19 protein-coding genes are annotated in these 24784 nt (G+C 56.6%); 13 read left to right on the top strand and 6 right to left on the bottom strand.

Annotated features, from left to right (window positions below):
• Positions 1-77: 77 nt before the first annotated feature.
• The 4 genes from glyQ (at position 78) to FEZ21_RS03595 (ending at position 4487) form a co-directional block, all read left to right on the top strand.
• Positions 78-1031, top strand: a complete 954-nt coding sequence (gene glyQ / locus FEZ21_RS03610; protein ID WP_003437964.1) for a glycine--tRNA ligase subunit alpha — start codon at positions 78-80, stop codon at positions 1029-1031.
• On the top strand, positions 1028-3082 hold the full coding sequence (gene glyS / locus FEZ21_RS03605) for a glycine--tRNA ligase subunit beta (RefSeq protein ID WP_003437966.1): 2055 nt from the start codon (positions 1028-1030) through the stop codon (positions 3080-3082). Before glyQ ends, glyS begins: the two co-directional genes overlap by 4 nt.
• A gap of 8 nt (positions 3083-3090) precedes the next feature.
• Positions 3091-3627 (top strand): D-glycero-beta-D-manno-heptose 1,7-bisphosphate 7-phosphatase, encoded by a 537-nt coding sequence (gmhB, locus tag FEZ21_RS03600; protein ID WP_029612713.1) that lies wholly within the window; start codon positions 3091-3093, stop codon positions 3625-3627.
• 77 nt (positions 3628-3704) lie between these two features.
• Entirely contained in the window at positions 3705-4487 is a 783-nt protein-coding gene (locus FEZ21_RS03595; protein ID WP_003437968.1) for a 1-acyl-sn-glycerol-3-phosphate acyltransferase, read from the top strand.
• Between the two features lie 232 nt (positions 4488-4719).
• Here the strand turns inward: FEZ21_RS03595 and FEZ21_RS03590 are convergent, their stop codons facing one another.
• From FEZ21_RS03590 to dnaA, 6 genes are all read right to left on the bottom strand, one after another.
• A complete protein-coding gene (locus tag FEZ21_RS03590) occupies positions 4720-6342 on the bottom strand; it encodes an MFS transporter (protein ID WP_003437971.1) in 1623 nt (540 codons plus the stop codon).
• 95 nt (positions 6343-6437) lie between these two features.
• A complete protein-coding gene (locus FEZ21_RS03585; RefSeq protein WP_160626464.1) occupies positions 6438-8093 on the bottom strand; it encodes a GMC family oxidoreductase in 1656 nt (551 codons plus the stop codon).
• 344 nt (positions 8094-8437) lie between these two features.
• A complete protein-coding gene (gene gyrB / locus FEZ21_RS03580; protein ID WP_003437974.1) occupies positions 8438-10855 on the bottom strand; it encodes a DNA topoisomerase (ATP-hydrolyzing) subunit B in 2418 nt (805 codons plus the stop codon).
• Between the two features lie 5 nt (positions 10856-10860).
• Positions 10861-11964, bottom strand: coding sequence for a DNA replication/repair protein RecF (recF, locus tag FEZ21_RS03575; protein ID WP_003437976.1), 1104 nt, complete (start codon positions 11962-11964; stop codon positions 10861-10863).
• Between the two features lie 21 nt (positions 11965-11985).
• The gene (dnaN, locus tag FEZ21_RS03570; protein ID WP_003437977.1) at positions 11986-13089 is read right to left on the bottom strand and encodes a DNA polymerase III subunit beta; all 1104 of its coding nucleotides are present in this window, start codon (positions 13087-13089) and stop codon (positions 11986-11988) included.
• 38 nt (positions 13090-13127) lie between these two features.
• Positions 13128-14636, bottom strand: a complete 1509-nt coding sequence (dnaA, locus tag FEZ21_RS03565; RefSeq protein WP_003437978.1) for a chromosomal replication initiator protein DnaA — start codon at positions 14634-14636, stop codon at positions 13128-13130.
• Positions 14637-15199: 563 nt separating this feature from the next.
• On the opposite strand from dnaA, the gene rpmH reads away from it, so the two are divergent.
• From rpmH to FEZ21_RS03520, 9 genes are all read left to right on the top strand, one after another.
• Complete coding sequence (rpmH, locus tag FEZ21_RS03560) at positions 15200-15334, top strand: 50S ribosomal protein L34 (protein ID WP_003213577.1); 135 nt, start codon at positions 15200-15202, stop codon at positions 15332-15334.
• 16 nt (positions 15335-15350) lie between these two features.
• Positions 15351-15752, top strand: a complete 402-nt coding sequence (gene rnpA, locus FEZ21_RS03555) for a ribonuclease P protein component (RefSeq protein WP_029612709.1) — start codon at positions 15351-15353, stop codon at positions 15750-15752.
• The gene (gene yidD / locus FEZ21_RS03550) at positions 15745-15990 is read left to right on the top strand and encodes a membrane protein insertion efficiency factor YidD (RefSeq protein ID WP_003437980.1); all 246 of its coding nucleotides are present in this window, start codon (positions 15745-15747) and stop codon (positions 15988-15990) included. The genes rnpA and yidD overlap by 8 nt, the downstream gene beginning before the upstream one ends.
• Before the next feature lie 2 nt (positions 15991-15992).
• Positions 15993-17678 (top strand): membrane protein insertase YidC, encoded by a 1686-nt coding sequence (gene yidC, locus FEZ21_RS03545; RefSeq protein WP_003437981.1) that lies wholly within the window; start codon positions 15993-15995, stop codon positions 17676-17678.
• An 80-nt stretch (positions 17679-17758) separates the two neighbouring features.
• Entirely contained in the window at positions 17759-19135 is a 1377-nt protein-coding gene (mnmE, locus tag FEZ21_RS03540; protein WP_003437982.1) for a tRNA uridine-5-carboxymethylaminomethyl(34) synthesis GTPase MnmE, read from the top strand.
• A gap of 186 nt (positions 19136-19321) precedes the next feature.
• Positions 19322-20938, top strand: a complete 1617-nt coding sequence (locus FEZ21_RS03535) for an ABC-F family ATP-binding cassette domain-containing protein (protein ID WP_160626462.1) — start codon at positions 19322-19324, stop codon at positions 20936-20938.
• A 502-nt stretch (positions 20939-21440) separates the two neighbouring features.
• On the top strand, positions 21441-23333 hold the full coding sequence (mnmG, locus tag FEZ21_RS03530) for a tRNA uridine-5-carboxymethylaminomethyl(34) synthesis enzyme MnmG (protein WP_003437986.1): 1893 nt from the start codon (positions 21441-21443) through the stop codon (positions 23331-23333).
• On the top strand, positions 23330-23974 hold the full coding sequence (gene rsmG / locus FEZ21_RS03525) for a 16S rRNA (guanine(527)-N(7))-methyltransferase RsmG (RefSeq protein WP_003437989.1): 645 nt from the start codon (positions 23330-23332) through the stop codon (positions 23972-23974). Before mnmG ends, rsmG begins: the two co-directional genes overlap by 4 nt.
• Before the next feature lie 18 nt (positions 23975-23992).
• On the top strand, positions 23993-24784 hold the full coding sequence (locus tag FEZ21_RS03520; protein ID WP_003437990.1) for a ParA family protein: 792 nt from the start codon (positions 23993-23995) through the stop codon (positions 24782-24784).

The raw sequence follows: 24784 nt of genomic DNA, 5'->3' as shown, positions 1-24784 counted from the left end.
GCTCCAAGGGGTGGAGGCGCGACCGAATCGGGTATACTCCCGCTCTTTAAATCGCAGCCCAAGAAACAGGTGAATTTGTGAGCCAGCCTACGCCAGCAGTGCGTACCTTCCAAGACTTGATCCTCGCCCTCCAGCAATACTGGGCCGAGCAAGGTTGTGTGGTGCTTCAGCCCTACGATATGGAAGTGGGCGCCGGCACATTCCATACCGCCACGTTTCTGCGCTCTCTGGGCCCGGAAACCTGGAACGCCGCTTATGTGCAGCCCAGTCGTCGTCCGACTGACGGCCGCTACGGCGAAAACCCGAACCGTCTGCAGCATTACTACCAGTTCCAGGTAGTACTCAAGCCCAATCCGCCTAATTTTCAGGAGCTGTACCTGGGCTCGCTGAAGCACATCGGCCTGGATCCGCTGGTGCACGACATTCGTTTCGTGGAAGACAACTGGGAATCGCCGACACTGGGCGCCTGGGGTCTGGGCTGGGAAATCTGGCTCAACGGCATGGAAGTCACGCAGTTCACTTACTTCCAGCAAGTAGGCGGCATCGAGTGCTACCCGGTAACCGGCGAAATCACCTACGGCCTCGAGCGTCTGGCGATGTACCTGCAGGGTGTGGATTCAGTCTACGACCTGGTATGGACTGACGGCCCGTTCGGCAAAGTGACCTACGGCGACGTGTTCCACCAGAACGAAGTCGAGCAATCGACTTACAACTTCGAACACGCCAACGTCGACAAACTGTTCGAACTGTTCGATTTCTATGAAAGCGAAGCCAAGCGTCTGATCGAGCTCGATCAACCGCTGCCGCTGCCAAGCTACGAGATGGTGCTCAAGGCATCCCACACGTTCAACCTGCTGGATGCGCGCCGGGCCATTTCGGTCACTGCACGCCAGCAGTACATCTTGCGTGTGCGGACCCTGGCGCGCTCGGTGGCCCAGGCGTATCTCGAAGCCCGCGCCAAGCTCGGCTTCCCGATGGCTCCACCTGATTTGCGTGATGAAGTGTTGGCTAAGTTGGAGGCTGCACAATGAGTGCTCAAGATTTTCTGGTTGAACTGGGCACTGAAGAACTGCCGCCAAAAGCCCTGAATACCCTGGCCGAAGCTTTCCTGGCCGGGATTGAAAAAGGCCTGCAAAGCGCAGGTTTGAAATTCAGCGCGAAAAAAGTTTACGCCGCGCCCCGTCGTCTGGCCGTGCTGCTGACTCAGCTCGAAACCCAGCAACCGGATCGCAGCATCAACATCGACGGCCCGCCACGCCAGGCCGCCTTCGATGCTGAAGGTAACCCGACCCAGGCGGCCCTCGGGTTTGCCAAGAAATGTGGCGTTGAACTGAGCGAAATCGATCAGAGCGGTCCAAAACTGCGTTTCAGCCAGGTCATCGTCGGCAAGCCGACCGCCAGCCTGCTGCCGACCATCGTTGAAGACTCGCTGAACGATCTGCCTATTCCCAAGCGCATGCGCTGGGGTGCCCGCAAGGTCGAGTTCGTGCGTCCGACCCAATGGCTGGTGATGTTGCTGGGCGATGAAGTCATCGACTGCACGATCCTGGCTCAGAAATCCGGGCGCGACTCCCGTGGTCACCGCTTCCACCACCCGGAAAGTGTGCGCATCAGCGCTCCGGCCAACTACCTCGAAGACCTGCGCCAAGCCCACGTGCTGGCGGATTTCAACGAGCGTCGCGAGTTGATTTCCAAGCGTGTGGCCGAACTGGCAACCATGCAGGAAGGTACCGCAATCGTGCCGCCAGCCCTGCTGGACGAAGTGACCGCGCTGGTTGAATGGCCGGTACCGCTGGTGTGCTCTTTCGAAGAGCGCTTCCTCGATGTGCCGCAAGAAGCCCTGATCACCACCATGCAGGACAACCAGAAGTATTTCTGCCTGCTGGACGTTGATGGCAAGTTGCTGCCGCGTTTCATTACTGTGGCCAACATCGAGAGCAAAGACCCGCAGCAGATCGTCTCGGGTAACGAGAAAGTGGTTCGCCCGCGCCTGACCGACGCCGAGTTTTTCTTCAAGCAAGACAAGAAGCAGACTCTGGAAAGCTTCAACCTGCGCCTGCAAAACGTAGTGTTCCAGGCGCAACTGGGCAGCGTTTACGACAAGGCGGTGCGGGTTTCCAAGCTGGCAGCGTTGATTGCTCCGCGCATTGGTGGCGACGCACAGCGCGCAGCCCGTGCCGGCCTGCTGTCCAAGTGCGACCTGGCCACTGAAATGGTCGGCGAGTTCCCGGAGATGCAAGGCATTGCCGGTTACTACTACGCCCTCAACGATGGCGAGCCGCAGGATGTTGCGCTGGCATTGAACGAACAGTACATGCCACGCGGTGCTGGCGCCGAGTTGCCGGGTACACTGACCGGCGCGGCAGTGGCCATTGCTGACAAGCTCGACACCCTGGTCGGTATTTTCGGCATCGGCATGCTGCCTACCGGTAGCAAAGACCCCTATGCACTGCGTCGTGCAGCGCTGGGTATCTTGCGGATACTGATCGACAAGAAACTCGACCTCGACCTGACCGAAGCGGTGAACTTCGCTGTCAGCGCATTCGGCGCCAAGATCAAGTCGGCCGGCCTGGCTGACCAGGTGCTGGAGTTCATCTTCGACCGCCTGCGTGCGCGTTACGAAGATGAAGGCGTGGACGTCGCCACTTACCTTTCGGTACGTGCGTTGAACCCGACCTCGGCACTGGACTTCGATCAGCGTGTGCAAGCAGTACAGGCCTTCCGTCAATTGCCGGAAGCCGCCGCCCTGGCCGCGGTGAACAAGCGCGTATCGAACCTGCTGAGCAAAGTTGAAGGCACGGTTTCGACCCATGTCGAGGCGCGTTATTTCGATAATGCCAGTGAGTTCTCGCTGTTCTCGGCCATCCAGAAAGCCGACGAAGCAGTACAGCCAATGGCAGCTGCCCGCCAGTACAACGAAGCGCTGACACGTCTGGCATCGTTGCGCGAGCCTGTGGATGCGTTCTTTGAAGCGGTCATGATCAACGCTGAAGACCCGAGTGTGCGGGCTAACCGCTATGCACTGCTGGCGCGCTTGCGCGGTCTGTTCCTGGGCGTTGCCGACATTTCGCTGCTGGGCTAAGGGGTTTACTGTTGAAACTGCTGATTCTCGATCGGGACGGAGTGATCAATTATGACTCCGACGCTTACATCAAGTCTGTCGAGGAGTGGCTCCCGCTCCCTGGCGCGATCGAGGCCATTGCGCAGTTGAGCAAGTCGGGCTGGACCGTCGCGGTAGCGACCAACCAGTCCGGCATTGCCCGCGGCTACTACAGCGTCGCGACCCTGGAGGCCATGCATGAGCGTTTACGGGCGCTCGTGGCCGAGCAGGGTGGCGAGGTCGGCTTGATTGTTTACTGCCCTCACGGCCCCGACGAGGGTTGCGCTTGCCGCAAGCCAAAACCGGGCATGTTGCAGACCATTGCCGAGCATTACGGTGCTGATTTGGCCGAATGTTGGTTTGTCGGCGACAGTTTGGGTGACTTGCAGGCCGCACAAGCCGTCGATTCTCAGCCAGTTTTGGTAAAGACCGGAAAAGGCCTGCTGACTTTGGCCAAGAAGTTACCGGTCAATACCCTAATATTTGACGATCTGGCGGCAGTTGCCGCAGAACTTATCCACAAATAAAGCACCCCCGAACACCCGCCTGAACCCTAGGTGCAGGCCGGTTAAGCGGTGCTTTATCCGCAACGGTAAAAGTCGCTATGTCGATACTGCAGGCCATCAGAACCTTCTTCTTTTACCTGCTGCTGGGCACCAGCGCCCTGCTGTGGTGCTCACTGAGCTTTTTTGTCGCCCCGTTCCTGCCGTTTCGTGCGCGTTACCGGTTTATTAACGTGTACTGGTGCCGCTGCGCTCTGTGGCTGACCCGGGTGTTTCTTAACATTCAGGTTGAAGTGAAGGGTGCTGAAAATATTCCGCAACAGCCTTGCGTGATCCTGGCCAACCATCAAAGTACCTGGGAGACGTTTTTTCTCTCGGCCTACTTTCAGCCGTTGAGTCAGGTACTCAAGCGCGAGCTGCTGTATGTACCGTTCTTTGGCTGGGCGATGGCGATGCTGCGCCCGATTGCCATTGACCGCGACAACCCCAAGGCGGCGCTCAAGCACATCGCCAAAAAGGGCGACGAGCTGCTCAAGGACAACATTTGGGTGCTAATCTTTCCGGAAGGCACACGTGTGCCATTCGGTCAGGTGGGCAAGTTTTCCCGAGGCGGTACCGCACTGGCCGTAAACGCCGAGTTGCCGGTATTGCCGATAGCCCACAATGCCGGCAAATACTGGCCCAAGACAGGCTGGGCGAAAAAACCCGGCACCATTGAGCTGGTGATTGGCGAACCGATGTACGCCAATGGCACTGGGCCCCGGGCAATTGCAGAGCTCAATGACCGGGTGCAAGCCTGGAACGAGAGCACTCAGCGCGAAATGGGTTCACTGCCACCGGTGACGGCACCCACTGCAACCACAGACCAGGCGAATTGTGGATAACTTGTGCACAAGTTTTGGATTATCTTCATAAAACATCCGTAACTTAATGATTTATATACTTATTTCGCGGCATGACTTTTCAATGAAAAACGTGCATAAGTTTTTCCAGGCACTAAAAAAACCGGCTGATTAGCCGGTTTTTTTGTGCCTGACATATACCTGTCCTGTGTAGGAGCGAGCTTTTCAAGGGCTCGCAAGCAATCGAGCGTCGCTCCTGCAGGGTAATCGCCGTTTATATCTTGTCGATATCCACGTTTCGGGTTTCCTTCAGGCACAGCATGCCCACTACTAGGCTGACCCCGGTGATCACCACCGGGTACCACAGCCCGTAGAAGATATCCCCGGTGTAGACCACCAGGGCAAAGGAGACGGTGGGCAAAAAGCCGCCGAACCAGCCATTGCCAATGTGATACGGCAGGGACATGGAGGTGTAGCGGATCCGGGTCGGGAATAGTTCCACCATCACTGCAGCCAGTGGGCCGTAGGTCATGGTTGCGATGAGCGTCAGCAGAACCATCATCAGCACCACCATCGGCTGGTTGACCGCACTCGGATCTGCCTTGGCGGGGTAGCCCGCTTCGTTGATCGCAGCGCGCATGGCCGCTTCGTCAAAGCCTTTGATCTGCGTCTCACCCACCGACACCTGGACATCAGTGCCCGGCGCCACGGCCTGGGAGGTGTAAGGCAGGCCCTGTTTGACCAGGAAGGTCTTGACCTTGTCACAGGGGCTGTCAAAACGCGCCTTACCCACCGGATCGAACTGGAAGGTGCAGGTTGCCGGGTCAGCCATCACTACAATCGGCGACTGACGGCTGGCCGTATCGATTTGCGGGTTGGCATAGTGGCTCAGGCCTTTGAACAGCGGGAAATACAGCACCGTGGCCAGCAATAGCCCGAGCATCAGAATGGGTTTACGACCTACGCGGTCCGACAGCCAGCCGAAAAAGATAAAGAACGGGGCGCCGATAACCACACTGATGATGAGCAGCATATTGGCCTGGGCCGGGTCCATCTTGAGCATCTGGGTAAGGAAGAACAGTACGTAAAACTGTGCCGTGTAAAAGGTCACAGCCTGGCCGGCGTTGATGCCGAACAGTGCAATCAGCACGATCTTGAGGTTTTCCCACTTGCCGAACGATTCCCGGATCGGCGATTTACTGGTTTTACCTTCAGCCTTCATTTTTACGAAGGCCGGGGACTCATGCATGCTCATGCGGATCCAGGTCGAGATGCCCAGCAGCACGATGGACAGCAGGAACGGCAGGCGCCAGCCCCAGACTTCAAACTGGTCACCGGTCAGGTAGCGGCAGCTCAGTACCACCACCAGCGACAGCAGCAGCCCCAGGGTGGCAGTTGATTGAATCCAGCTGGTATTGAAACCGCGTTTGCCGGGCGCTGCGTGCTCCGCCACGTAGGTCGCCGCGCCGCCGTATTCACCGCCCAGCGCCAGCCCCTGGAGCATGCGTAACAGCACGAGCATGATCGGTGCCGCAATGCCGATGCTGGTGTAAGTGGGTAGCAGCCCCACGGCAAAGGTCGATAAACCCATCAGAATGATGGTCATGAGGAAGGTGTATTTACGCCCGATCATGTCGCCCAACCGGCCAAATACCAATGCACCGAAGGGTCTCACCAGAAAGCCGGCGGCGAAGGCCATCAAGGCAAAAATGAACGCTGTGGTGTCGTTGACCCCGGCAAAAAACTGTTTGCTGAGAACGGTCGCCAAAGCGCCATACAAGAAAAAGTCATACCACTCGAAAACCGTCCCGAGGGATGACGCAAAAATGATCTTTCGTTCTTCACGGCCGGTTGTTCCCTTGGCAGAAACAGCCTGTTGTGCAATTGAGTCTGACATGTGCAATGCCCTCAGCCCCATGAATGGGGCCACAGTGATTATTGTTGTTGTCCACTGTCGGTTGCGGATGACTGCGTCCGAAACCACGATCGCATTCAGGCGACCGGTGCTGCTTGTGTGCGGGTGTTTTCTGTTTCTCGTGTGTGAACAGGCGCCGCAAGAATCAGCTGCGCGGCCTTTTCGCCAATCATCAAGGTTGGTGAGCAGGTATTGCCTGAAACGATGAGGGGCATGATCGACGCGTCTGCCACCCTTAAGCCTGGCACCCCGTGTACCCGCAGCTCGGCATCGACCACCGCGTCTGCGTCCTGCCCCATGCGGCAAGTGCCCACCGGGTGAAAGATCGTGGTGCCGATGCGCGCGGCAGCCTCATAGAGCTCCTGCTCGGTCTGCAACGCCTGACCCGGGAGGTATTCCTCGGGTGAAAAGACTTGCAGGGCAGGGCTGGCCACGATGCGGCGGGTCATGCGAATGGCATCTGCCGCGACCTTTAGATCATCGGGGTGGCTCAGGTAATTGGGATCGATAAGCGGCGCGTCGTCCGGGTTGGCCGAGCGGATATCAACCCGGCCACGGCTTTTGGGGCGCAAGTTGCACACCGAAGCGGTGAAAGCCGGGAAGCTGTGCAGCGGCTCGCCAAAACGCTCAAGGGACAGCGGCTGCACATGGTATTGCAGGTTGGCCGAAGGTTGATCCGCAGCGGATTTGACGAAAGCCCCCAATTGACTCGGTGCCATGGCCAGTGGACCACTGCGGTCGTAGGCATATCGCAGGCCCATGCCGATCTTGCCCCACAGGCTATTGGCCACCTGGTTAAGGGTGCGCGCCCTGGTCAGTTTGAAGATCAGACGCAGTTGCAGGTGGTCCTGCAGGTTACCGCCGACGCCGGGCAGTGCGTGCTGCACAGTTATCCCCAGGCTTTCCAGGAGCGGGCGAGGGCCGATGCCCGAGCGCTGCAAGATACCCGGAGAACCAATGGAGCCTGCACACAGGATGATTTCGCGACGGGCGGTAAAGGCCTGTTCGATACCTTGCCTGCGGGCGTTGACCCGGGTGGCGCGACCTTGATCAAGTACGACTTTGTCGACCTGCACATCGGTCAATACGGTCAGGTTAGGCCGTTTGAGTACTGGCCGTAAAAATGCCTTGGAAGCATTCCAGCGCACACCGGCCCGCTGGTTAACCTGAAAATATCCACAGCCCTGATTGTCGCCGCCGTTGAAATCGTCAACGGTGGCAATGCCGCTTTGCTCGGCGGCATCACGGAACGCATCCAGAATCGGCCACGAGTAGCGCTGTTGCTCGACCCGCCACTCGCCGTCAGCACTGTGCAAATCCGAGTTGCCGGCAAAGTGTTTTTCACTGCGTTTGAACAGCGGCAGTACGTCTTTCCAGGCCCAGCCCGGATTGCCCAGCTCGGCCCAGCGGTCGTAATCGCTCGACTGGCCACGCATATAAATCATGCCGTTGATCGACGAACTGCCCCCCAGCACCTTGCCCCGTGGATAACTCAGGCTGCGGCCTTGCAAACCGGCCTGGGCCTCGGTTTTGAAGCACCAGTCGGTACGCGGGTTACCAATGCAATAGAGGTAGCCCACGGGGATGTGAATCCACGGGTAGTTATCCTGGCCGCCCGCTTCGAGCAGCAGCACGCTATGACGGGGATCGGCAGACAGCCGATTCGCCAGCACTGAACCCGCAGGTCCGGCGCCCACCACGATAAAGTCGTACACCTTGCTGGCTGATGTCATGCATCACCTTTTTATTGTTCTTGTCCTGCACCATCGTATTGATTAATTCCGAGTTTGAAACGCGTGATTTCGCCCATGGCTTGTGCGTTTTTGCACTGCCCCCTCAAAAGTGCCGGGACGGGTATTGCGCTTCCCCAACTGCATGACCCGCAAAAGTCGCTGCAACCCAGCGACTGGATCAGCACCCGGTGCACCTTGCACAAATCTGTAAGGCAACGGGTAGTGGGGATCTTTGCTGGAATTTTGTGTAACTGAGCATGGACTGTTATTGGCGCCACAGGATTTTTTCCCATAAAAAAAGCCAACGCTAAGCGTTGGCTTTTTTTGTACTGCTCGCTACACCATCAGAAGTCCAGGTTGGACACTGCCAGTGCGTTGCTCTCGATGAATTCACGGCGCGGTTCTACGGCGTCGCCCATCAAGGTGTTGAAGATCTGGTCGGCACCGACCGCGTCTTCGATGGTGACTTTCAGCATGCGACGCACGCTTGGGTCCATCGTGGTTTCCCAGAGCTGATCCGGGTTCATTTCACCCAGACCTTTGTAGCGCTGGATGGTATGACGCTTGGTGCTTTCGGCCATCAACCAGTCCAGTGCTTCCTTGAACTCGGTCACGGCTTTTTTGCGCTCGCCACGCTGGATGTAAGCGCCTTCGTCCAGCAGAGTGCTGAGTTGAGCGCCCAGGGTCACAACGGTTTTGTAGTCGTTGCTGCCGAAGAAGTCTCGGTTGAAGGTGATGAAGGTCGAGTGGCCGTGGGAGATCAGTTCGACTTCCGGCAACCAGACATTACGCTCGCGATCTTCGCGCAGGCTGGCCTTGTAGACCAGGCCCGACTTCTCGACCAGACGCAGGCGGGCTTCGTATTTCACCATCCATTCCTGCATGGCAGCGTGGTCGCCCAACTGCTCGAGGGTAACGGCCGGCAGGTAGATGAAGTGCTCGGTCAGCTCCTGTGGGTACAGGCGCGACAAACGCTTGAGCGTCTTCATTACCATGCGGAAGTCGTGTACCAGACGCTCCAGCGCTTCTCCGGAGATGCCAGGGGCATCTTCGTTCAAGTGCAGGCTCGCATCTTCAAGGGCCGACTGGGTCATGTACTCTTCCATGGCCTCGTCGTCTTTGATGTATTGCTCTTGCTTGCCCTTTTTCACTTTGTACAACGGCGGCTGAGCGATGTAGATGTAGCCACGCTCGATCAGTTCCGGCAGCTGACGGAAGAAGAAGGTCAGCAGCAGGGTACGGATGTGGGAACCGTCGACGTCAGCATCGGTCATGATGATGATGTTGTGATAACGCAGTTTTTCGATGTTGTACTCGTCGCGGCCAATACCGCAACCCAGTGCAGTGATCAAGGTGCCCACTTCTTGCGAAGAGATCATCTTGTCGAAACGCGCTTTCTCAACGTTAAGAATCTTGCCTTTCAACGGCAGGATCGCTTGGGTACGGCGGTTACGTCCCTGCTTGGCGGAACCGCCAGCAGAGTCACCTTCCACGAGGTACAGTTCGGACAGCGCCGGATCTTTTTCCTGGCAGTCGGCCAGTTTGCCCGGCAAGCCTGCGATGTCGAGCGCGCCTTTACGACGGGTCATTTCACGGGCTTTACGTGCTGCTTCACGGGCACGTGCCGCGTCGATCATCTTGCCGACGATCAGCTTGGCTTCGTTCGGGTTTTCCAGCAGGAAGTCGGAGAAGAAGCGGCCCATTTCCTGTTCAACAGCGGTCTTCACTTCAGAAGAAACCAGCTTGTCTTTGGTCTGGGAGCTGAACTTCGGATCCGGCACTTTCACCGAGATGATCGCGGTCAGGCCTTCACGGGCGTCATCACCAGTGGTGGCGACCTTGTGCTTTTTGGCCAGACCTTCTGCTTCGATGTAAGTGTTGAGGTTACGCGTCAGGGCAGAGCGGAAGCCCACCAGGTGCGTACCGCCATCGCGCTGCGGAATGTTGTTGGTGAAGCACAACAGGTTCTCGTTGAAGCTGTCGTTCCACTGCAGGGCGATTTCTACGCCGATGCCGTCTTCACGTTGAACACTGAAGTGGAACACCTGGTTGACCGGAGTCTTGTTGGTGTTCAGGTAATCGACGAATGCACGCAGACCGCCTTCGTACTTGAACAGCTCTTCTTTACCGCTGCGCTCATCCTTGAGGACGATGCCGACACCGGAGTTCAGGAAGGACAGTTCACGAATCCGCTTGGCCAGGATGTCCCAGCTGAAGTGGATATTTTTGAAGGTCTGATCAGACGGCTTGAAATGGATCTGGGTGCCGGTGGTCTCGCTCTCGCCAACGATAGCCATCGGAGCTTGAGGAACGCCGTGAACGTAGGTCTGTTCCCAGATTTTGCCGCTACGACGTACAGTCAGTACCAGCAATTCGGAAAGGGCGTTTACAACAGACACACCTACACCGTGCAGGCCGCCGGATACTTTGTAGGAGTTGTCATCGAATTTACCGCCAGCGTGCAGCACGGTCATGATGACCTCCGCTGCAGAAACGCCTTCTTCTTTATGCACATCTACCGGAATGCCGCGGCCGTTGTCGCGCACGGTGATGGATTCATCCGGGTGGATGGTGATGGTGATGTCGTCGCAATGGCCAGCCAGCGCTTCGTCGATGGAGTTGTCGACTACTTCGAACACCATGTGGTGCAGACCGCTGCCATCGTCGGTGTCACCAATGTACATACCGGGACGTTTGCGTACGGCATCAAGGCCTTTCAGCACTTTAATGCTCGTTGAGTCGTACGTGTTTTCTTCGCTCAATGCCTTCACTCCCGATGGTCGTGGGTCTGGGTGATACAGCCCTGTTCCACGTGGAACAGGGCAACTGGCGTTTCCGTCTGCCAGCCTTCCCTCAATAATTCGTGATCTACACAGGTAATAAATACCTGGCAGCGTAAGTCTTCCAACAAGCGACACAAGGCGTTGCGATGCTGCTCGTCCAGCTCGGACGGCAAATCATCCACCAGATAAATACATTGGCCGCGTCGGGCCTGGCTAACCAAGTGCCCTTGAGCAATACGCAATGCACAGACCACTAACTTCTGCTGCCCCCGCGACAGGATCTCTGCTGCGTTGTTTGAGCCCAACTTAAGGCGCAAATCAGCACGTTGTGGTCCGGCCTGGGTGTGACCCATTTGCTGGTCCCGGTGGACGGACGCGGCGAGTACGGCACTCAGCTCACGGTCTTTGTCCCAACCACGGTAATAGCTCAGCGTTAAGCCTTCGAGTTGTAGCAACTCGCTTAAGGTCTGCTCAAAGACTGGTTTCAAGGCTTTGATGTAGGCGCGGCGGTATTCATCAATTTCGGCACTGGCCAGGCACAGTTCCCGGTCCCAGGCCGCTTGTGAAACGGCGTCGAGTGTACCATGCCGCAGCCATGAGTTCCGCTGCCGCAGGGCCTTCTGTAGCCGCTGCCAGGTCGACATGAAGCGCGGTTCCACATGGAACACACCCCAATCGAGAAACTGCCTGCGGATCTTGGGGGCGCCTTCCAGCAAGCGGAAGCTGTCCGGGTTGATCAATTGCAGCGGCAGGATCTCGGCCAGCTGCGCCGCACTGCGTGCGTTCTGGCCGTCGATCCGAATTTGAAACTCCCCTTGCCGGTCCCGGGAGATACCCAGCGCGCTGTGCCCGCCCTCAGCCAGCTCGACCTGGCCAAAAACTGTACAGCTCTGTTGCTCGTGGGCAATTACCGGATTGAGCCGCACGCTTCGAAACGAACGCGCCAGCCCCAACAAGTGAATGGCTTCAAGCACGCTGGTTTTTCCGCTGCCGTTGGCGCCGTACAAGATATTGATGCGGGGGGAAGGGGAGAAGGTCACCGGGTGCAGGTTACGCACCGCGGTGACTGTGACACGACTGAGGGACATCTAGCTTGGGCTGTGCATAAGTTACAGGCGCATCGGCATAACAACGTAGGCCGAGTCGTCGTTGTCAGACTCTTGCACCAGGGCACTGCTGTTGGAGTCAGACAGGATCAGTCGCACTTGTTCAGTGGTCATTACGCCCAGCACGTCCAGCAGATAGCTTACGTTAAAGCCGATTTCCAGCGAGCCGCCGTTGTAGTCAACGCCCACTTCTTCTTCCGCTTCTTCCTGTTCCGGGTTATTGGCCTGAATCTTTAGCTGGCCATTGGCCAGTTGCAGGCGGATACCACGGTATTTCTCGTTGGACAGGATCGCGGTACGGCTGAACGCTTCACGCAGTGCCTGGCGATCACCAATCACGATCTTGTCACCGCCTTTGGGCAGCACACGCTCGTAGTCCGGGAACTTGCCGTCTACCAGCTTGGAGGTGAAGGTGAACTCGCCGGTGGTGGCACGGATGTGGTGAGCACCCAGAACGATGCTGACTTCACCATCCGGTTCGGTCAGCAAGCGCGCCAGCTCAAGGATACCCTTGCGCGGGACAATCACCTGGTGACGGTCCGGCTGGCCGATATCGGCTTTCATCGAGCACATGGCCAGACGGTGACCGTCAGTGGCCACGGCACGGATGATGCCGGCCGATACTTCCAGCAGCATGCCGTTGAGGTAGTAACGCACGTCCTGCTGAGCCATCGCGAAGCTGGTGCGCTCGATCAGGCGTCGCAGTTTGCTTTGCTGCAAGTTGCAGGTCAGCGAACCCGGGCCTTCTTCCACAGTCGGGAAATCGTTGGCTGGCAAGGTGGACAACGTAAAGCGGCTACGCCCGGCCTTGACCACCAGCTTGTTGTCGTCGAGCTTGATGTCGATCAGGGCATCGTTGGGCAAGCTTTTGCAGATATCCATCAGCTTGCGAGCAGGCACGGTGATTTCGCCTGGCTCAGCCGGCTCTTCCAGCTGTACCCGACCAACCAGCTCGACTTCAAGGTCGGTACCGGTCAGCGACAGTTGCTGGCCATCGACAACCAACAGCACGTTGGACAATACCGGCAAGGTCTGGCGGCGTTCAACAACGCCTGCGACCAGTTGCAGGGGTTTCAACAGGGCTTCGCGTTGAATGGTGAAATGCATGGTCTAGTCCCTTGCCTTAATAAGCTGCGCTGGTGTCATCAGGTTGTCAGAGTTCGCAGCAGGTTCTTGTAGTCCTCGCGGATGTCCGCGTCGGATTCCTTGAGTTCGTTGATCTTGCGGCATGCGTGCAAGACCGTGGTGTGATCGCGACCGCCAAAAACGTCGCCGATTTCCGGCAGACTGTGGTTGGTCAGTTCTTTGGACAGTGCCATGGCGACCTGACGTGGTCGCGCCACCGAGCGCGAACGGCGCTTGGACAGCAGGTCCGAAATCTTGATCTTGTAGTACTCGGCCACTGTGCGCTGGATGTTATCCACAGAGACCAGTTTGTCCTGTAGCGCCAGCAGGTCTTTAAGGGATTCGCGAATCAGCTCGATGGTGATGTCACGGCCCATAAAGTGCGAGTGAGCGATGACACGCTTGAGCGCACCTTCGAGCTCACGCACGTTGGAACGAATGCGCTGGGCAATGAAGAACGCTGCGTCGTGAGGCAGGTCGACCTTGGCCTGATCGGCTTTCTTCATCAGGATCGCGACCCGGGTCTCAAGCTCCGGCGGTTCAACAGCAACCGTCAGGCCCCAGCCAAAGCGCGACTTGAGACGCTCTTCAAGACCTTCAATTTCTTTCGGATAACGGTCACTGGTGAGGATGACTTGCTGGCCGCCTTCAAGCAGGGCGTTGAAGGTATGGAAGAACTCTTCTTGCGAGCGCTCTTTGCGTGCGAAGAACTGAATATCATCGATCAGCAAGGCGTCCACCGAACGGTAGAAGCGCTTGAATTCGTTGATTGCGTTGAGCTGCAAGGCCTTGACCATGTCAGCTACAAAACGCTCGGAATGCAGGTACACGACCTTGGCATTCGGGTTCTTCTTCAGCAGGTGGTTACCCACCGCGTGCATCAAGTGAGTCTTACCCAGGCCAACGCCGCCATAAAGGAAGAGCGGGTTGTAACCGTGCTTGGGGTTATCCGCCACCTGCCACGCCGCAGCGCGGGCCAGTTGGTTGGACTTGCCTTCTACGAAGTTTTCGAAGGTAAAGGTGCGGTTCAGGTAGCTGGTGTGCTTGAGCGCACCTTCAACCTGAACAGTTCGCTGCTCGGCGCGTACAGGCGCCTGTTGCGAACTGGCACCCGCCATCGGGTCGAAGCTGGCACGCGAAGGTTCTTCGCTTGCTTGAGCCGACTGTTTAGGTGCGGGCGCTGACGCAGGAGCCGAGGCAGTCGGTGCGCTCGCCGGGGCCGGGGCTTGTTGAGAAGCCGCGGCCGCCAGCGGCGCATTGGGTGCTGCACGAGGAGCTGAACTGCGTTTGCTGCCTATTAATAAGGACAACGCAGGCGCCATGCCATTGCTGTGCTCATTCAACAGTTCGAGCAAACGGCTCAGATACTTCTCGTTGACCCAGTCGAGAACAAAGCGGTTGGGTGCATACACACGCAACTCGTCGCCTTCGGCTTCGACCTGTAGTGGACGGATCCAGGTGTTGAATTGCTGGGCAGGCAGTTCATCGCGCAAAAGCTCTACGCACTGCTGCCAAAGTTCCACTGACACGGATATCCCCTAAGTTGAAAGCCGGTGAGGCAAAAACAGGCGCCATTGTAGCGAGCACTCGCCCACTTATCCACATGTAGGTTGCCTGCCTATAAGGGGAGATTCGCCTTTTTGCTGTGAACAAAGCGACAAATGGTATGTGCATAAGGTCTGTGGATAAGCGGGCCTAAGCTCGTTGCACAAGTGGGGTCGAAACTCTGTGCATAACTGGCCTGTGGATAAATAGCCCTTTCGTGCACAGCTTATCCGAGGGTGCAGCACAGGCAGAGCACGGCTTCTCGACAGTGTTGTCATCCTCTGAGAACGTTGATTTATCTAGCCTAGAGCGAGTTATCCACAGAAGATGGCGTCCCTAAGTTTAATAAGCTTTATAAAAGAGCTTTAAATACTTCGTTTCTTTATTTTTATAGTTGGCTGGCGAAAGGGCTGTGCAAAAGGCCAAACATCTATTTAGCAGTAAACGTTGGTTGGAAATTGACCTATCGGCTTGCTTTCTCTAGAATCGCCGGTCTCTTAAAACGGGGGCCATTCCGGCCCGTTGTGGACGAACCAGGTAGCACGACATGAAACGTACTTTCCAACCAAGCACTATCAAACGCGCCCGCACTCACGGTTTCCGTGCTCGCATGGCAACCAAAAACGGCCGTGCAGTCCTGTCGCGTCGCCGCGCCAAAGGCCGTGCACGTCTGGCAGTTTGATAATCAGACAATGGTGGTGAGTCAGGACTTCAGTCGGGAAAAGCGGTTACTCACTCCCCGACATTTCAAGGCAGTCTTTGACTCCCCCACCGGCAAGGTTCCGGGGAAAAATCTCCTGCTCCTTGCGCGCAGCAACGATCTCGATCACCCCCGTTTGGGGTTAGTGATCGGTAAAAAGAGCGTAAAGCTCTCCGTTGAGCGCAATCGCCTTAAGCGTTTGATGCGTGAATCGTTTCGTCTCCACCAGGATTTACTGGTTGGTTGGGATATCGTTATCGTCGCGCGCAAAGGTTTGGGTGACGTAGAGAACCCCGAATTGATTCAGCATTTCGGCAAACTCTGGAAGCGTCTGGCCCGTAACGCGCCAGTTCCAGCGGTTAAAACCGAAACTGTAGGGGTAGGCAGTCCTGATGCGTAAACTGGTGCTCGTTCCGATCCAGTTTTATCGTTATGCCATTAGTCCTTTGATGGCCAGCCACTGCCGTTTCTACCCCAGTTGTTCCTGCTACGCGTTGGAAGCCATCGAAAATCATGGCGTTCTTCGCGGCGGCTGGCTGACCTTTCGTCGTTTAGGTCGCTGTCACCCGTGGAATCCCGGTGGTTACGACCCGGTTCCACCTATCCCTACCTCCCGTTCTTCTTCGATGGCCGAGTAATCATGGATATTAAACGCACGATCCTGATCGTCGCTCTAGCAGTCGTGTCCTACGTTATGGTCCTGAAATGGAACCAGGACTACGGCCAAGCTGCACTGCCGACTCAGAATGTTGCCGCCAGCAGCACCACCGCGCCGGCTTTGCCCGACACGGCTTCAGGTAACAACGCTTCCAACAGTGCCGATGTACCCAGCGCCAATGGCGATACCAGCACACCGACTGAAACTCCGGTTGCTGCAAGCAAAGACCTCATCCACCTGAAAACGGATGTTCTGGACATTGCGATTGATCCACAGGGTGGCGACATTGCCCAGTTGCGTCTGCCGCTTTATCCGCGCCGTCAGGACCACCCGGATGTTCCTTTCCAGTTGTTCGATAACGGCAACGAACGCACCTATCTGGCTCAAAGCGGCCTGACAGGTGTTGATGGACCGGATGCCCGCCCTGCAGGTCGCCCGGTTTTCAGCACAGATAAAAAGACTTATGAACTGGCTCCAGGCCAGGATCAGTTAGTCGTTGACCTGAAATTCAGCGAAAACGGGATCAACTACATCAAGCGTTTCACGCTCAAGCGTGGCCTGTACGATGTTCAAGTCAGCTATTTGATTGATAACGAGAGCGGCAAGCCGTGGAACGGCAACCTGTTCGCGCAATTGAAACGCGACAACAGCTCCGATCCTTCTTCCAGCACCGCCACCGGCACTGCGACTTACCTGGGCGCCGCCCTGTGGACAAGTTCTGAGCCGTACAAAAAAGTGTCGATGAAAGATATCGACAAGGGCCAGCTGAAAGAAACCGTTCAAGGTGGCTGGGTTGCATGGCTGCAACACTACTTTGTAACCGCGTGGATTCCTCAGAAGGGTGATTCCAACGTAGTTCAGACCCGTAAAGACAGCCAGGGCAACTACATCATCGGTTTTACCGGTCCAACCTTGACCGTTGAGCCGGGCAAAACAGGCGAAACCAGCGCTACCTTGTACGCCGGTCCGAAAAGCCAGGGTGTGCTCAAAGAGTTATCCCCAGGCCTGGAACTGACTGTCGACTACGGCATCCTGTGGTTCATTGCCCAGCCTATTTTCTGGCTGCTGCAACATATCCACAGCCTGGTAGGTAACTGGGGCTGGTCGATCATTTTCCTGACCATGCTGATCAAAGGGATCTTCTTCCCTCTGTCGGCCGCCAGCTACAAGTCGATGGCCCGCATGCGCGCTGTGGCACCAAAACTGGCCGCTCTGAAAGAGCAGTTCGGTGATGATCGCCAGAAAATGTCGCAAGCGATGATGGAGCTGTACAAGAAAGAGAAGATCAATCCGCTGGGCGGCTGCTTGCCGATTCTGGTGCAGATGCCGGTCTTCCTGTCCTTGTACTGGGTACTTCTGGAAAGTGTTGAAATGCGCCAGGCGCCGTTCATGCTCTGGATTACCGACCTGTCGATCAAGGACCCGTTCTTCATTCTGCCGATCATCATGGGCGCAACCATGTTCATCCAGCAGCGTCTGAACCCGACTCCTCCGGATCCGATGCAGGCCAAGGTGATGAAGCTGATGCCAATCATCTTCACCTTCTTCTTCCTGTGGTTCCCGGCTGGTCTGGTGCTGTACTGGGTTGTGAACAACTGCCTGTCCATCGCCCAACAGTGGTACATCACACGTAAGGTCGAAGCTGCTACCAAAAAAGCAGCCGAGTAACTTACTCTGGTGAGCACCACTCAAAACGCCCCCTAGTGGGGCGTTTTGCTTTCCATCACTTTTGTTTTGAGGCCTGTTTTATGAGTGTTGCTGCTGAAACCATTGCCGCTGTGGCAACTGCCCAAGGCCGAGGTGGTGTGGGTATCGTGCGTATCTCCGGCCCGCTCGCAAGCATCGCAGCCAAAGCATTCAGCGAGCGCGAATTGAAGCCGCGCTACGCCCACTACGGTCCGTTTTATGGGGAAAACCGCGAAGTACTCGATGAAGGCATCGCGCTGTACTTCCCGGGCCCCAACTCTTTTACCGGCGAAGACGTGCTGGAACTGCAAGGTCACGGCGGCCCCATTGTTCTCGATATGTTGCTGCAACGCTGTATTCAACTGGGTTGCCGCCTGGCACGCCCGGGCGAGTTCAGTGAACGCGCATTTTTGAATGACAAGCTCGATCTGGCCCAGGCCGAAGCCATTGCCGACCTTATCGAGGCCAGCTCTGCACAGGCGGCACGCAATGCCTTGCGCTCCTTGCAGGGAGCGTTTTCGCAGCGTGTGCATAACTTGACCGAACAATTGATCGGTTTGCGCATCTACGTCGAAGCTGCGATTGATTTTCCGGAAGAGGAAATCGACTTTCTGGCCGATGGCCACGTGCTGGGGATGCTCGACAAGGTTCGCCAAGAGTTATCCACCGTGATGCGCGAGGCAGGCCAGGGCGCATTGTTGCGGGACGGCATGACAGTAGTGATTGCCGGCCGGCCCAATGCAGGAAAGTCCAGCTTGCTCAACGCACTGGCCGGACGCGAAGCCGCAATTGTTACTGAAATTGCCGGCACCACCCGTGACGTATTGCGTGAACATATCCACATCGATGGCATGCCGTTGCACGTGGTAGACACTGCAGGTCTGCGCGACACCGATGATCAAGTCGAAAAAATCGGTGTACAACGAGCGCTCAAGGCCATTGGTGAAGCTGACCGGGTGTTGCTGGTGGTGGATGCGACTGCACCTGAGGCTGATGACCCCTTTGCCCTGTGGCCAGAGTTTTTGCAGCAGCGTCCGGACCCGGCCAAAGTAACCTTGATCCGCAACAAGGCTGACCTGACCGGAGAGGATATTCGTCTGCAGGTCTGTGACGATGGCCACGTGACCATCAGCTTGAGTGCCCGCTCCACAGATGCCGGAGATGGCCTCGAGTTGCTGCGCGATCATCTCAAGGCCTGCATGGGCTACGAGCAGACCTCTGAGAGCAGCTTCAGTGCACGCCGTCGTCACCTGGAGGCGTTGCGCCATGCAAGTGATGCCCTGGAGCACGGCAGGGCACAGCTGACCCTGGCGGGTGCCGGTGAGTTGCTGGCGGAGGATTTACGTCAGGCCCAGCATTCCCTCGGCGAGATTACCGGGGCATTCAGCTCGGATGATCTGCTGGGACGGATCTTCTCCAGCTTCTGTATCGGTAAATAGCCAAGATCCCTGTAGGAGCGAGCGGTTAAAAGATAGCAAGCTCGCTCCTACAGTTTTCGGTATAGTTTCCATTCCCCACATCCACAGAGGTGTTAGTCCAATGCGTCATTGATGCCGCCGCGATTCTTGCGGCCAGTTCTTATTCCCCTCACAGCAGGGGCAGTTCTGGGCATCTTTGGAGTGCATATGACTCACGTTCCCTATGTGACGCTGGAAAGCGTTTCTTATCAGCTACCCGACGGTAGCCCGCTGTTTTCTGACCTTGATTTGCACCTCGACCAACGCCCCACAGGCCTGATCGGGCGCAATGGCGTGGGCAAAAGTATCCTGGCGCGTCTAATCGCAGGGGATCTCTTGCCCAGCTCAGGTCGCTGTCTGCGCAACGGATCGGTGTATTACCTGGCACAGCAAGTCAGCCTTGAATCAGAGCGGACCCTGGCCGATCTGGCAGGCGTGCAGCCCATCCTCTGTGCCCTTGAGCGTATCGGGCAAGGCAGCACTGCCCAAGCGGACTTTGACTGCGTAGGAGAGCAGTGGAACATTCGTCAGCAATTGCTCGACCAGCTGCAGCAAAACGGACTCGCCCACCTGAATCCTTCGACCCCTGCTTCGGCGCTCAGTGGTGGCGAAGCCATGCGCGTAGCTTTGATGGGCGCTTTTTTGTCTGAAGCCGACTTTTTGATACTGGATGAACCCTCCAATCATCTCGATCGTCAGCACCGACAGGCTTTGTATCAACAACTGCAACGTTGGCCCGGCGGTCTGCTGGTGATCAGCCATGACCGCGAATTGTTGGAGTGCATGGAACGCATCGTGGAACTCTCATCCCTGGGGCTCACCAGCTATGGCGGCAATTTCTCGTTTTATGCACAGGCCAAAGACCAGCAGCAACTGTCGGCCCAGCAACGACTGGAATCAGCCAAGGTTGAACGCAAACGCGAGGAGCATGCCCTGCGTGAGCAAAGGGAGCGCCTTGAGCGCAGGCAAGCCCGAGGCAAGCAACAGGCCAGTGGCAGTAACCAGGCGAAGATCCTGCTGGATCGGCAAAAGGAACGCAGTCAGACCAGTAGCGGCAAACTGCGGCTGCAACAAAACGCTGCACATCAGGCCTTGTCTGCCAAGGTCCACCTGGCTGCAAGCCAGGTAGAAGACCAACAGAGCATTTTTGTGTATCCACCTGTACGCAGCCAAAACGTACCTTTGCAAATCGCAGAGCTGATAGATGCCCGTTTGCCCCGGGGGGCTGAGCCTCTGCAGCTGGTCAACCTGACCCTGAGTCGGGGCCAGCGAGTCGCCCTTGTGGGGCCAAACGGTTGCGGCAAGTCGACCTTGCTCAAGGTTTTGGCCGGGCAGCTTCCTATCATATCGGGCCAGGCTCACACCTTTGTGACAGCGGCTTATCTCGACCAGCATCTGACATTGCTGGAGCCCGGGCTGTCAGTGCTTGAGCAATTGCGCGCTCTGAACCAGGAGCTCAATGACAGTGAATTGCGTACCCGGCTGGCGCAAATAGGCCTTGACGCTAACCAGGTAAACCAGACTTGTGCACAGCTCAGTGGGGGTGAGCGGGTGAAAGCGGCAATGGCATGTGTGCTTTATGCACAACAGCCAGCACAGCTTTTATTGCTGGATGAACCGGCCAATCATCTCGATTTGCCCTCTATCCGGGCCCTGGAATCGATGCTCCAGCAGTACCGGGGGACTTTGATCGTGACTTCCCACGATGAAGCGTTTGTGGACGCTATCGGAATTACCCACAGGCTTGAGGCCTCGACCTCAGGCTGGCTGAATATCTCCGTCTGAAGGGGTTAATTTCAGGCATTTTTCGCTTTACCCAGCTACCGATCGTCAGGCCGCTTGATGAAACAGCCATTCGAGCGGCCTTCGGCTGCCTGTTTATTGGCTGGATTGCACAATAAACATGAAATAAGCCCTGTGCATAACCGCCCCTCAGCTCGGTGGGTAAGTAGGCCTGAAAACTGAAGATAACCACCCCTGTGGATAAGCGAGGTCTTTATCCACAAGCTTAAAGTACTTATCCAAACCCCTCATTGGCACCTAACCACAGATTTTTGAATCTCTGTACAGTACGTGTTTAAAGGCCTTCAGCAATCTATCCACAGATAGGTCGCTCAGTAGTAATAAACATAAAAACAAAGCTTTATAAATTTCTTCTCTATTTATTTATCTATCTGGCCTTATCCACAGCTGGTTAAATTTTGTGCAAAGGGTTCTTTAAGAAGGGCGAAGTCCCTATACTTTGCGGTCTATCCAAAAACCCCTAGAAACAGGCACGAGGTGCGTGGTGAATTTCCCTTCCCGTTTTGCAGTGATCGTCATCGGCGGCGGTCACGCCGGAACCGAGGCTGCACTTGCTTCAGCACGTATGGGCGTAAAAACCCTGCTGTTGACCCACAACGTGGAAACCCTCGGGCAAATGAGCTGCAATCCTGCGATTGGCGGGATTGGTAAAAGCCATCTGGTTAAAGAAATCGATGCCCTCGGTGGCGCGATGGCGATTGCCACCGATAAAGGCGGTATCCAGTTCCGTGTACTCAATGGCCGCAAAGGCCCGGCAGTGCGTGCAACCCGTGCACAGGCCGACCGCATTCTGTACAAGGCGGCAGTACGGGAAATTCTGGAAAACCAGCCCAACCTGTGGATATTTCAACAAGCGGCTGATGACCTGATCGTTGAACAGGATCAGGTCCGTGGCGTAGTAACCCAGATGGGTCTGCGTTTCATGGCCGATGCCGTGGTTTTGACCACAGGCACTTTCCTCGGTGGACTTATCCACATCGGAATGCAGAACTATTCAGGCGGCCGGGCCGGTGATCCACCTTCGATCGCCCTGGCACAGCGCCTGCGTGAACTGCCATTACGGGTCGGTCGCCTGAAAACCGGTACACCACCGCGTATTGATGGTCGTTCAGTGGATTTTTCGGTCATGACCGAACAGCCTGGCGATACCCCGATTCCAGTGATGTCGTTCATGGGCAACAAGCAACAGCATCCGGCGCAAGTCAGTTGCTGGATTACCCATACCAACGCCCGCACCCACGAAATCATTGCTGCCAACCTTGATCGTTCACCGATGTATTCGGGTGTTATCGAGGGCATTGGTCCGCGCTATTGCCCGTCCATCGAAGACAAGATTCATCGCTTTGCCGACAAGGAAAGCCACCAGGTCTTTATCGAACCTGAAGGTTTGACGACCCACGAGCTGTACCCGAACGGGATTTCCACTTCCTTGCCGTTCGATGTGCAGATCCAGATTGTGCAGTCGATCCGCGGTATGGAAAACGCCCACATCGTGCGTCCAGGTTATGCCATCGAATACGACTATTTCGATCCCCGTGACCTGAAATACAGCCTCGAAACCAAGGTGATCGGCGGTTTGTTCTTTGCCGGACAAATCAACGGCACCACCGGTTACGAAGAAGCCGGAGCACAAGGTTTGCTCGCCGGCGCCAACGCGGCATTGCTTGCACAGGGCAAAGACAGCTGGTGCCCTCGTCGCGATGAGGCCTACATCGGGGTCCTGGTGGACGATCTGATCACCTTGGGAACTCAAGAACCGTACCGGATGTTCACCTCCCGGGCCGAGTACCGCCTGATCCTGCGTGAAGACAACGCCGATATGCGTCTGACCGAGAAAGGACGCGAGCTTGGCCTGGTCGACGACGCCCGCTGGGCTGCGTTTTGCACCAAGCGCGAAAGCATCGCGCAGGAAGAACAGCGCTTGAAGAGCACCTGGGTTCGCCCGGGCACTGAACAGGGTGAAGCGATTGCAGCCCGGTTCGGTACGCCTTTGACCCACGAATACAATTTGCTGAATCTGCTGACCCGTCCCGAAATTGATTACGTCGGTCTGATCGAAGTGACAGGGCAGGGTGCAACCGATCCGCTGGTGGCCGAGCAGGTTGAAATCAAGACCAAATATGCCGGTTACATCGATCGTCAACAGGATGAGATTGCTCGTCTGCGGGCCAGTGAAAATACCAAACTGCCTGTGGATATCGATTACACGACCATCTCCGGACTGTCGAAAGAGATCCAGAGCAAGCTGGGTGCTACGCGTCCCGAGACGCTGGGCCAGGCTTCGCGCATTCCCGGTGTGACACCGGCTGCGATCTCCCTGTTGATGATTCACCTGAAAAAACGCGGCGCTGGCCGCAAGTTGGAGCAAAACGCTTGAGTTCGCTGGTTACCGCACAACATGCTGAAGAGTTATCCACAGGTGCACGCCAGCTGGGCGTCGATCTGACCGAGGCCCAGCACCAGCAGTTGCTGGGTTATCTCGCCCTGTTGATCAAATGGAACAAGGCCTACAACCTTACGGCTGTGCGTAACCCCGACGAAATGGTGTCGCGCCATTTGCTCGACAGTCTGAGCGTGATGCCTTTCATCGAAAACGGCCGCTGGCTGGATGTCGGTAGTGGCGGCGGCATGCCGGGGATTCCCTTGGCCATCCTGTTTCCCGGGTCGCAAGTGACCTGCCTGGACAGTAACGGCAAGAAAACCCGCTTCCTGACCCAGGTCAAACTCGAGCTCAAGCTGGATAACCTGCAAGTTATCCACAGTCGAGTCGAGGAGTATCAGCCTGCGCAACCGTTCACTGGAATTGTGTCCAGAGCTTTCAGCAGTATGGAAAACTTCAGCAACTGGACGCGTCACCTTGGTGACAGCGAAACGCGCTGGTTGGCAATGAAGGGCGTTCATCCGGCCGATGAGCTGGTAGCATTGCCGTCTGATTTTCGTCTCGATGGCGAACACGCCTTGACCGTTCCGGGTTGCCAAGGCCAACGCCATCTGCTGATACTGCGCCGCACGGCATGATTGGGAACGCAAGCAAGAATGGCTAAGGTATTCGCAATAGCGAACCAAAAGGGTGGTGTGGGTAAAACCACCACCTGTATCAACCTCGCAGCATCGTTGGTCGCGACCAAGCGCCGCGTACTGCTGATCGACCTCGATCCACAGGGCAACGCCACCATGGGTAGCGGTGTGGATAAGCATGGTCTCGAGAATTCAGTCTATGACCTGTTGATCGGTGAGTGTGATCTGGCCGAGGCCATGCACTACTCCGAACACGGTGGTTACCAGTTACTGCCAGCTAACCGCGATCTGACCGCGGCTGAAGTCGTACTGCTCGAAATGCAGATGAAGGAAAGCCGTCTGCGTACTGCACTGGCCCCGGTCCGTGAGAGCTACGACTACATCCTGATCGATTGCCCGCCGTCACTGTCGATGCTGACCCTGAACGCTCTGGTCGCTGCCGACGGGGTGATTATCCCCATGCAGTGCGAGTACTTCGCGCTCGAAGGCTTGAGCGACCTTGTGGATAACATCAAGCGTATCGCTGAGCTGCTGAACCCGAACCTGAAAATCGAAGGCTTGCTGCGGACTATGTACGATCCGCGTCTGAGCCTGATGAACGATGTCTCGGCCCAGCTCAAGGAACACTTTGGCGAGCAGCTCTACGACACCGTGATTCCGCGCAATATCCGTCTGGCTGAAGCGCCAAGCTATGGCATGCCTGCCCTGGCCTATGACAAAAATTCCCGTGGCGCGATTGCTTACCTTGCCCTGGCGGGCGAGCTGGTTCGTCGTCAACGTCGTACCTCCCGCACTGCTCAGCCAACTTAA

Origin of the sequence: Pseudomonas sp. 9.1(2019), assembly GCF_009910445.1 — a bacterium.
GTDB lineage: Bacteria > Pseudomonadota > Gammaproteobacteria > Pseudomonadales > Pseudomonadaceae > Aquipseudomonas > Aquipseudomonas paraversuta.
Note: the sequence above shows the minus strand (reverse complement) of the source record. Positions and strands in the feature narration are given on the sequence as shown.

What these genes read in the sequence shown, in the direction of transcription:
- glyS (WP_003437966.1), top strand. Translation starts at nt 1,028, where the DNA reads ATGAGTGCTCAAGATTTTCTGGTTGAACTGGGCACTGAAGAACTGCCG.
- FEZ21_RS03595 (WP_003437968.1), top strand. Translation starts at nt 3,705, where the DNA reads ATGTCGATACTGCAGGCCATCAGAACCTTCTTCTTTTACCTGCTGCTG.
- FEZ21_RS03590 (WP_003437971.1), bottom strand. Translation starts at nt 6,342, where the DNA reads ATGTCAGACTCAATTGCACAACAGGCTGTTTCTGCCAAGGGAACAACC.
- FEZ21_RS03585 (WP_160626464.1), bottom strand. Translation starts at nt 8,093, where the DNA reads ATGACATCAGCCAGCAAGGTGTACGACTTTATCGTGGTGGGCGCCGGA.
- recF (WP_003437976.1), bottom strand. Translation starts at nt 11,964, where the DNA reads ATGTCCCTCAGTCGTGTCACAGTCACCGCGGTGCGTAACCTGCACCCG.
- dnaN (WP_003437977.1), bottom strand. Translation starts at nt 13,089, where the DNA reads ATGCATTTCACCATTCAACGCGAAGCCCTGTTGAAACCCCTGCAACTG.
- rpmH (WP_003213577.1), top strand. Translation starts at nt 15,200, where the DNA reads ATGAAACGTACTTTCCAACCAAGCACTATCAAACGCGCCCGCACTCAC.
- yidD (WP_003437980.1), top strand. Translation starts at nt 15,745, where the DNA reads ATGCGTAAACTGGTGCTCGTTCCGATCCAGTTTTATCGTTATGCCATT.
- yidC (WP_003437981.1), top strand. Translation starts at nt 15,993, where the DNA reads ATGGATATTAAACGCACGATCCTGATCGTCGCTCTAGCAGTCGTGTCC.
- mnmE (WP_003437982.1), top strand. Translation starts at nt 17,759, where the DNA reads ATGAGTGTTGCTGCTGAAACCATTGCCGCTGTGGCAACTGCCCAAGGC.
- FEZ21_RS03535 (WP_160626462.1), top strand. Translation starts at nt 19,322, where the DNA reads ATGACTCACGTTCCCTATGTGACGCTGGAAAGCGTTTCTTATCAGCTA.
- FEZ21_RS03520 (WP_003437990.1), top strand. Translation starts at nt 23,993, where the DNA reads ATGGCTAAGGTATTCGCAATAGCGAACCAAAAGGGTGGTGTGGGTAAA.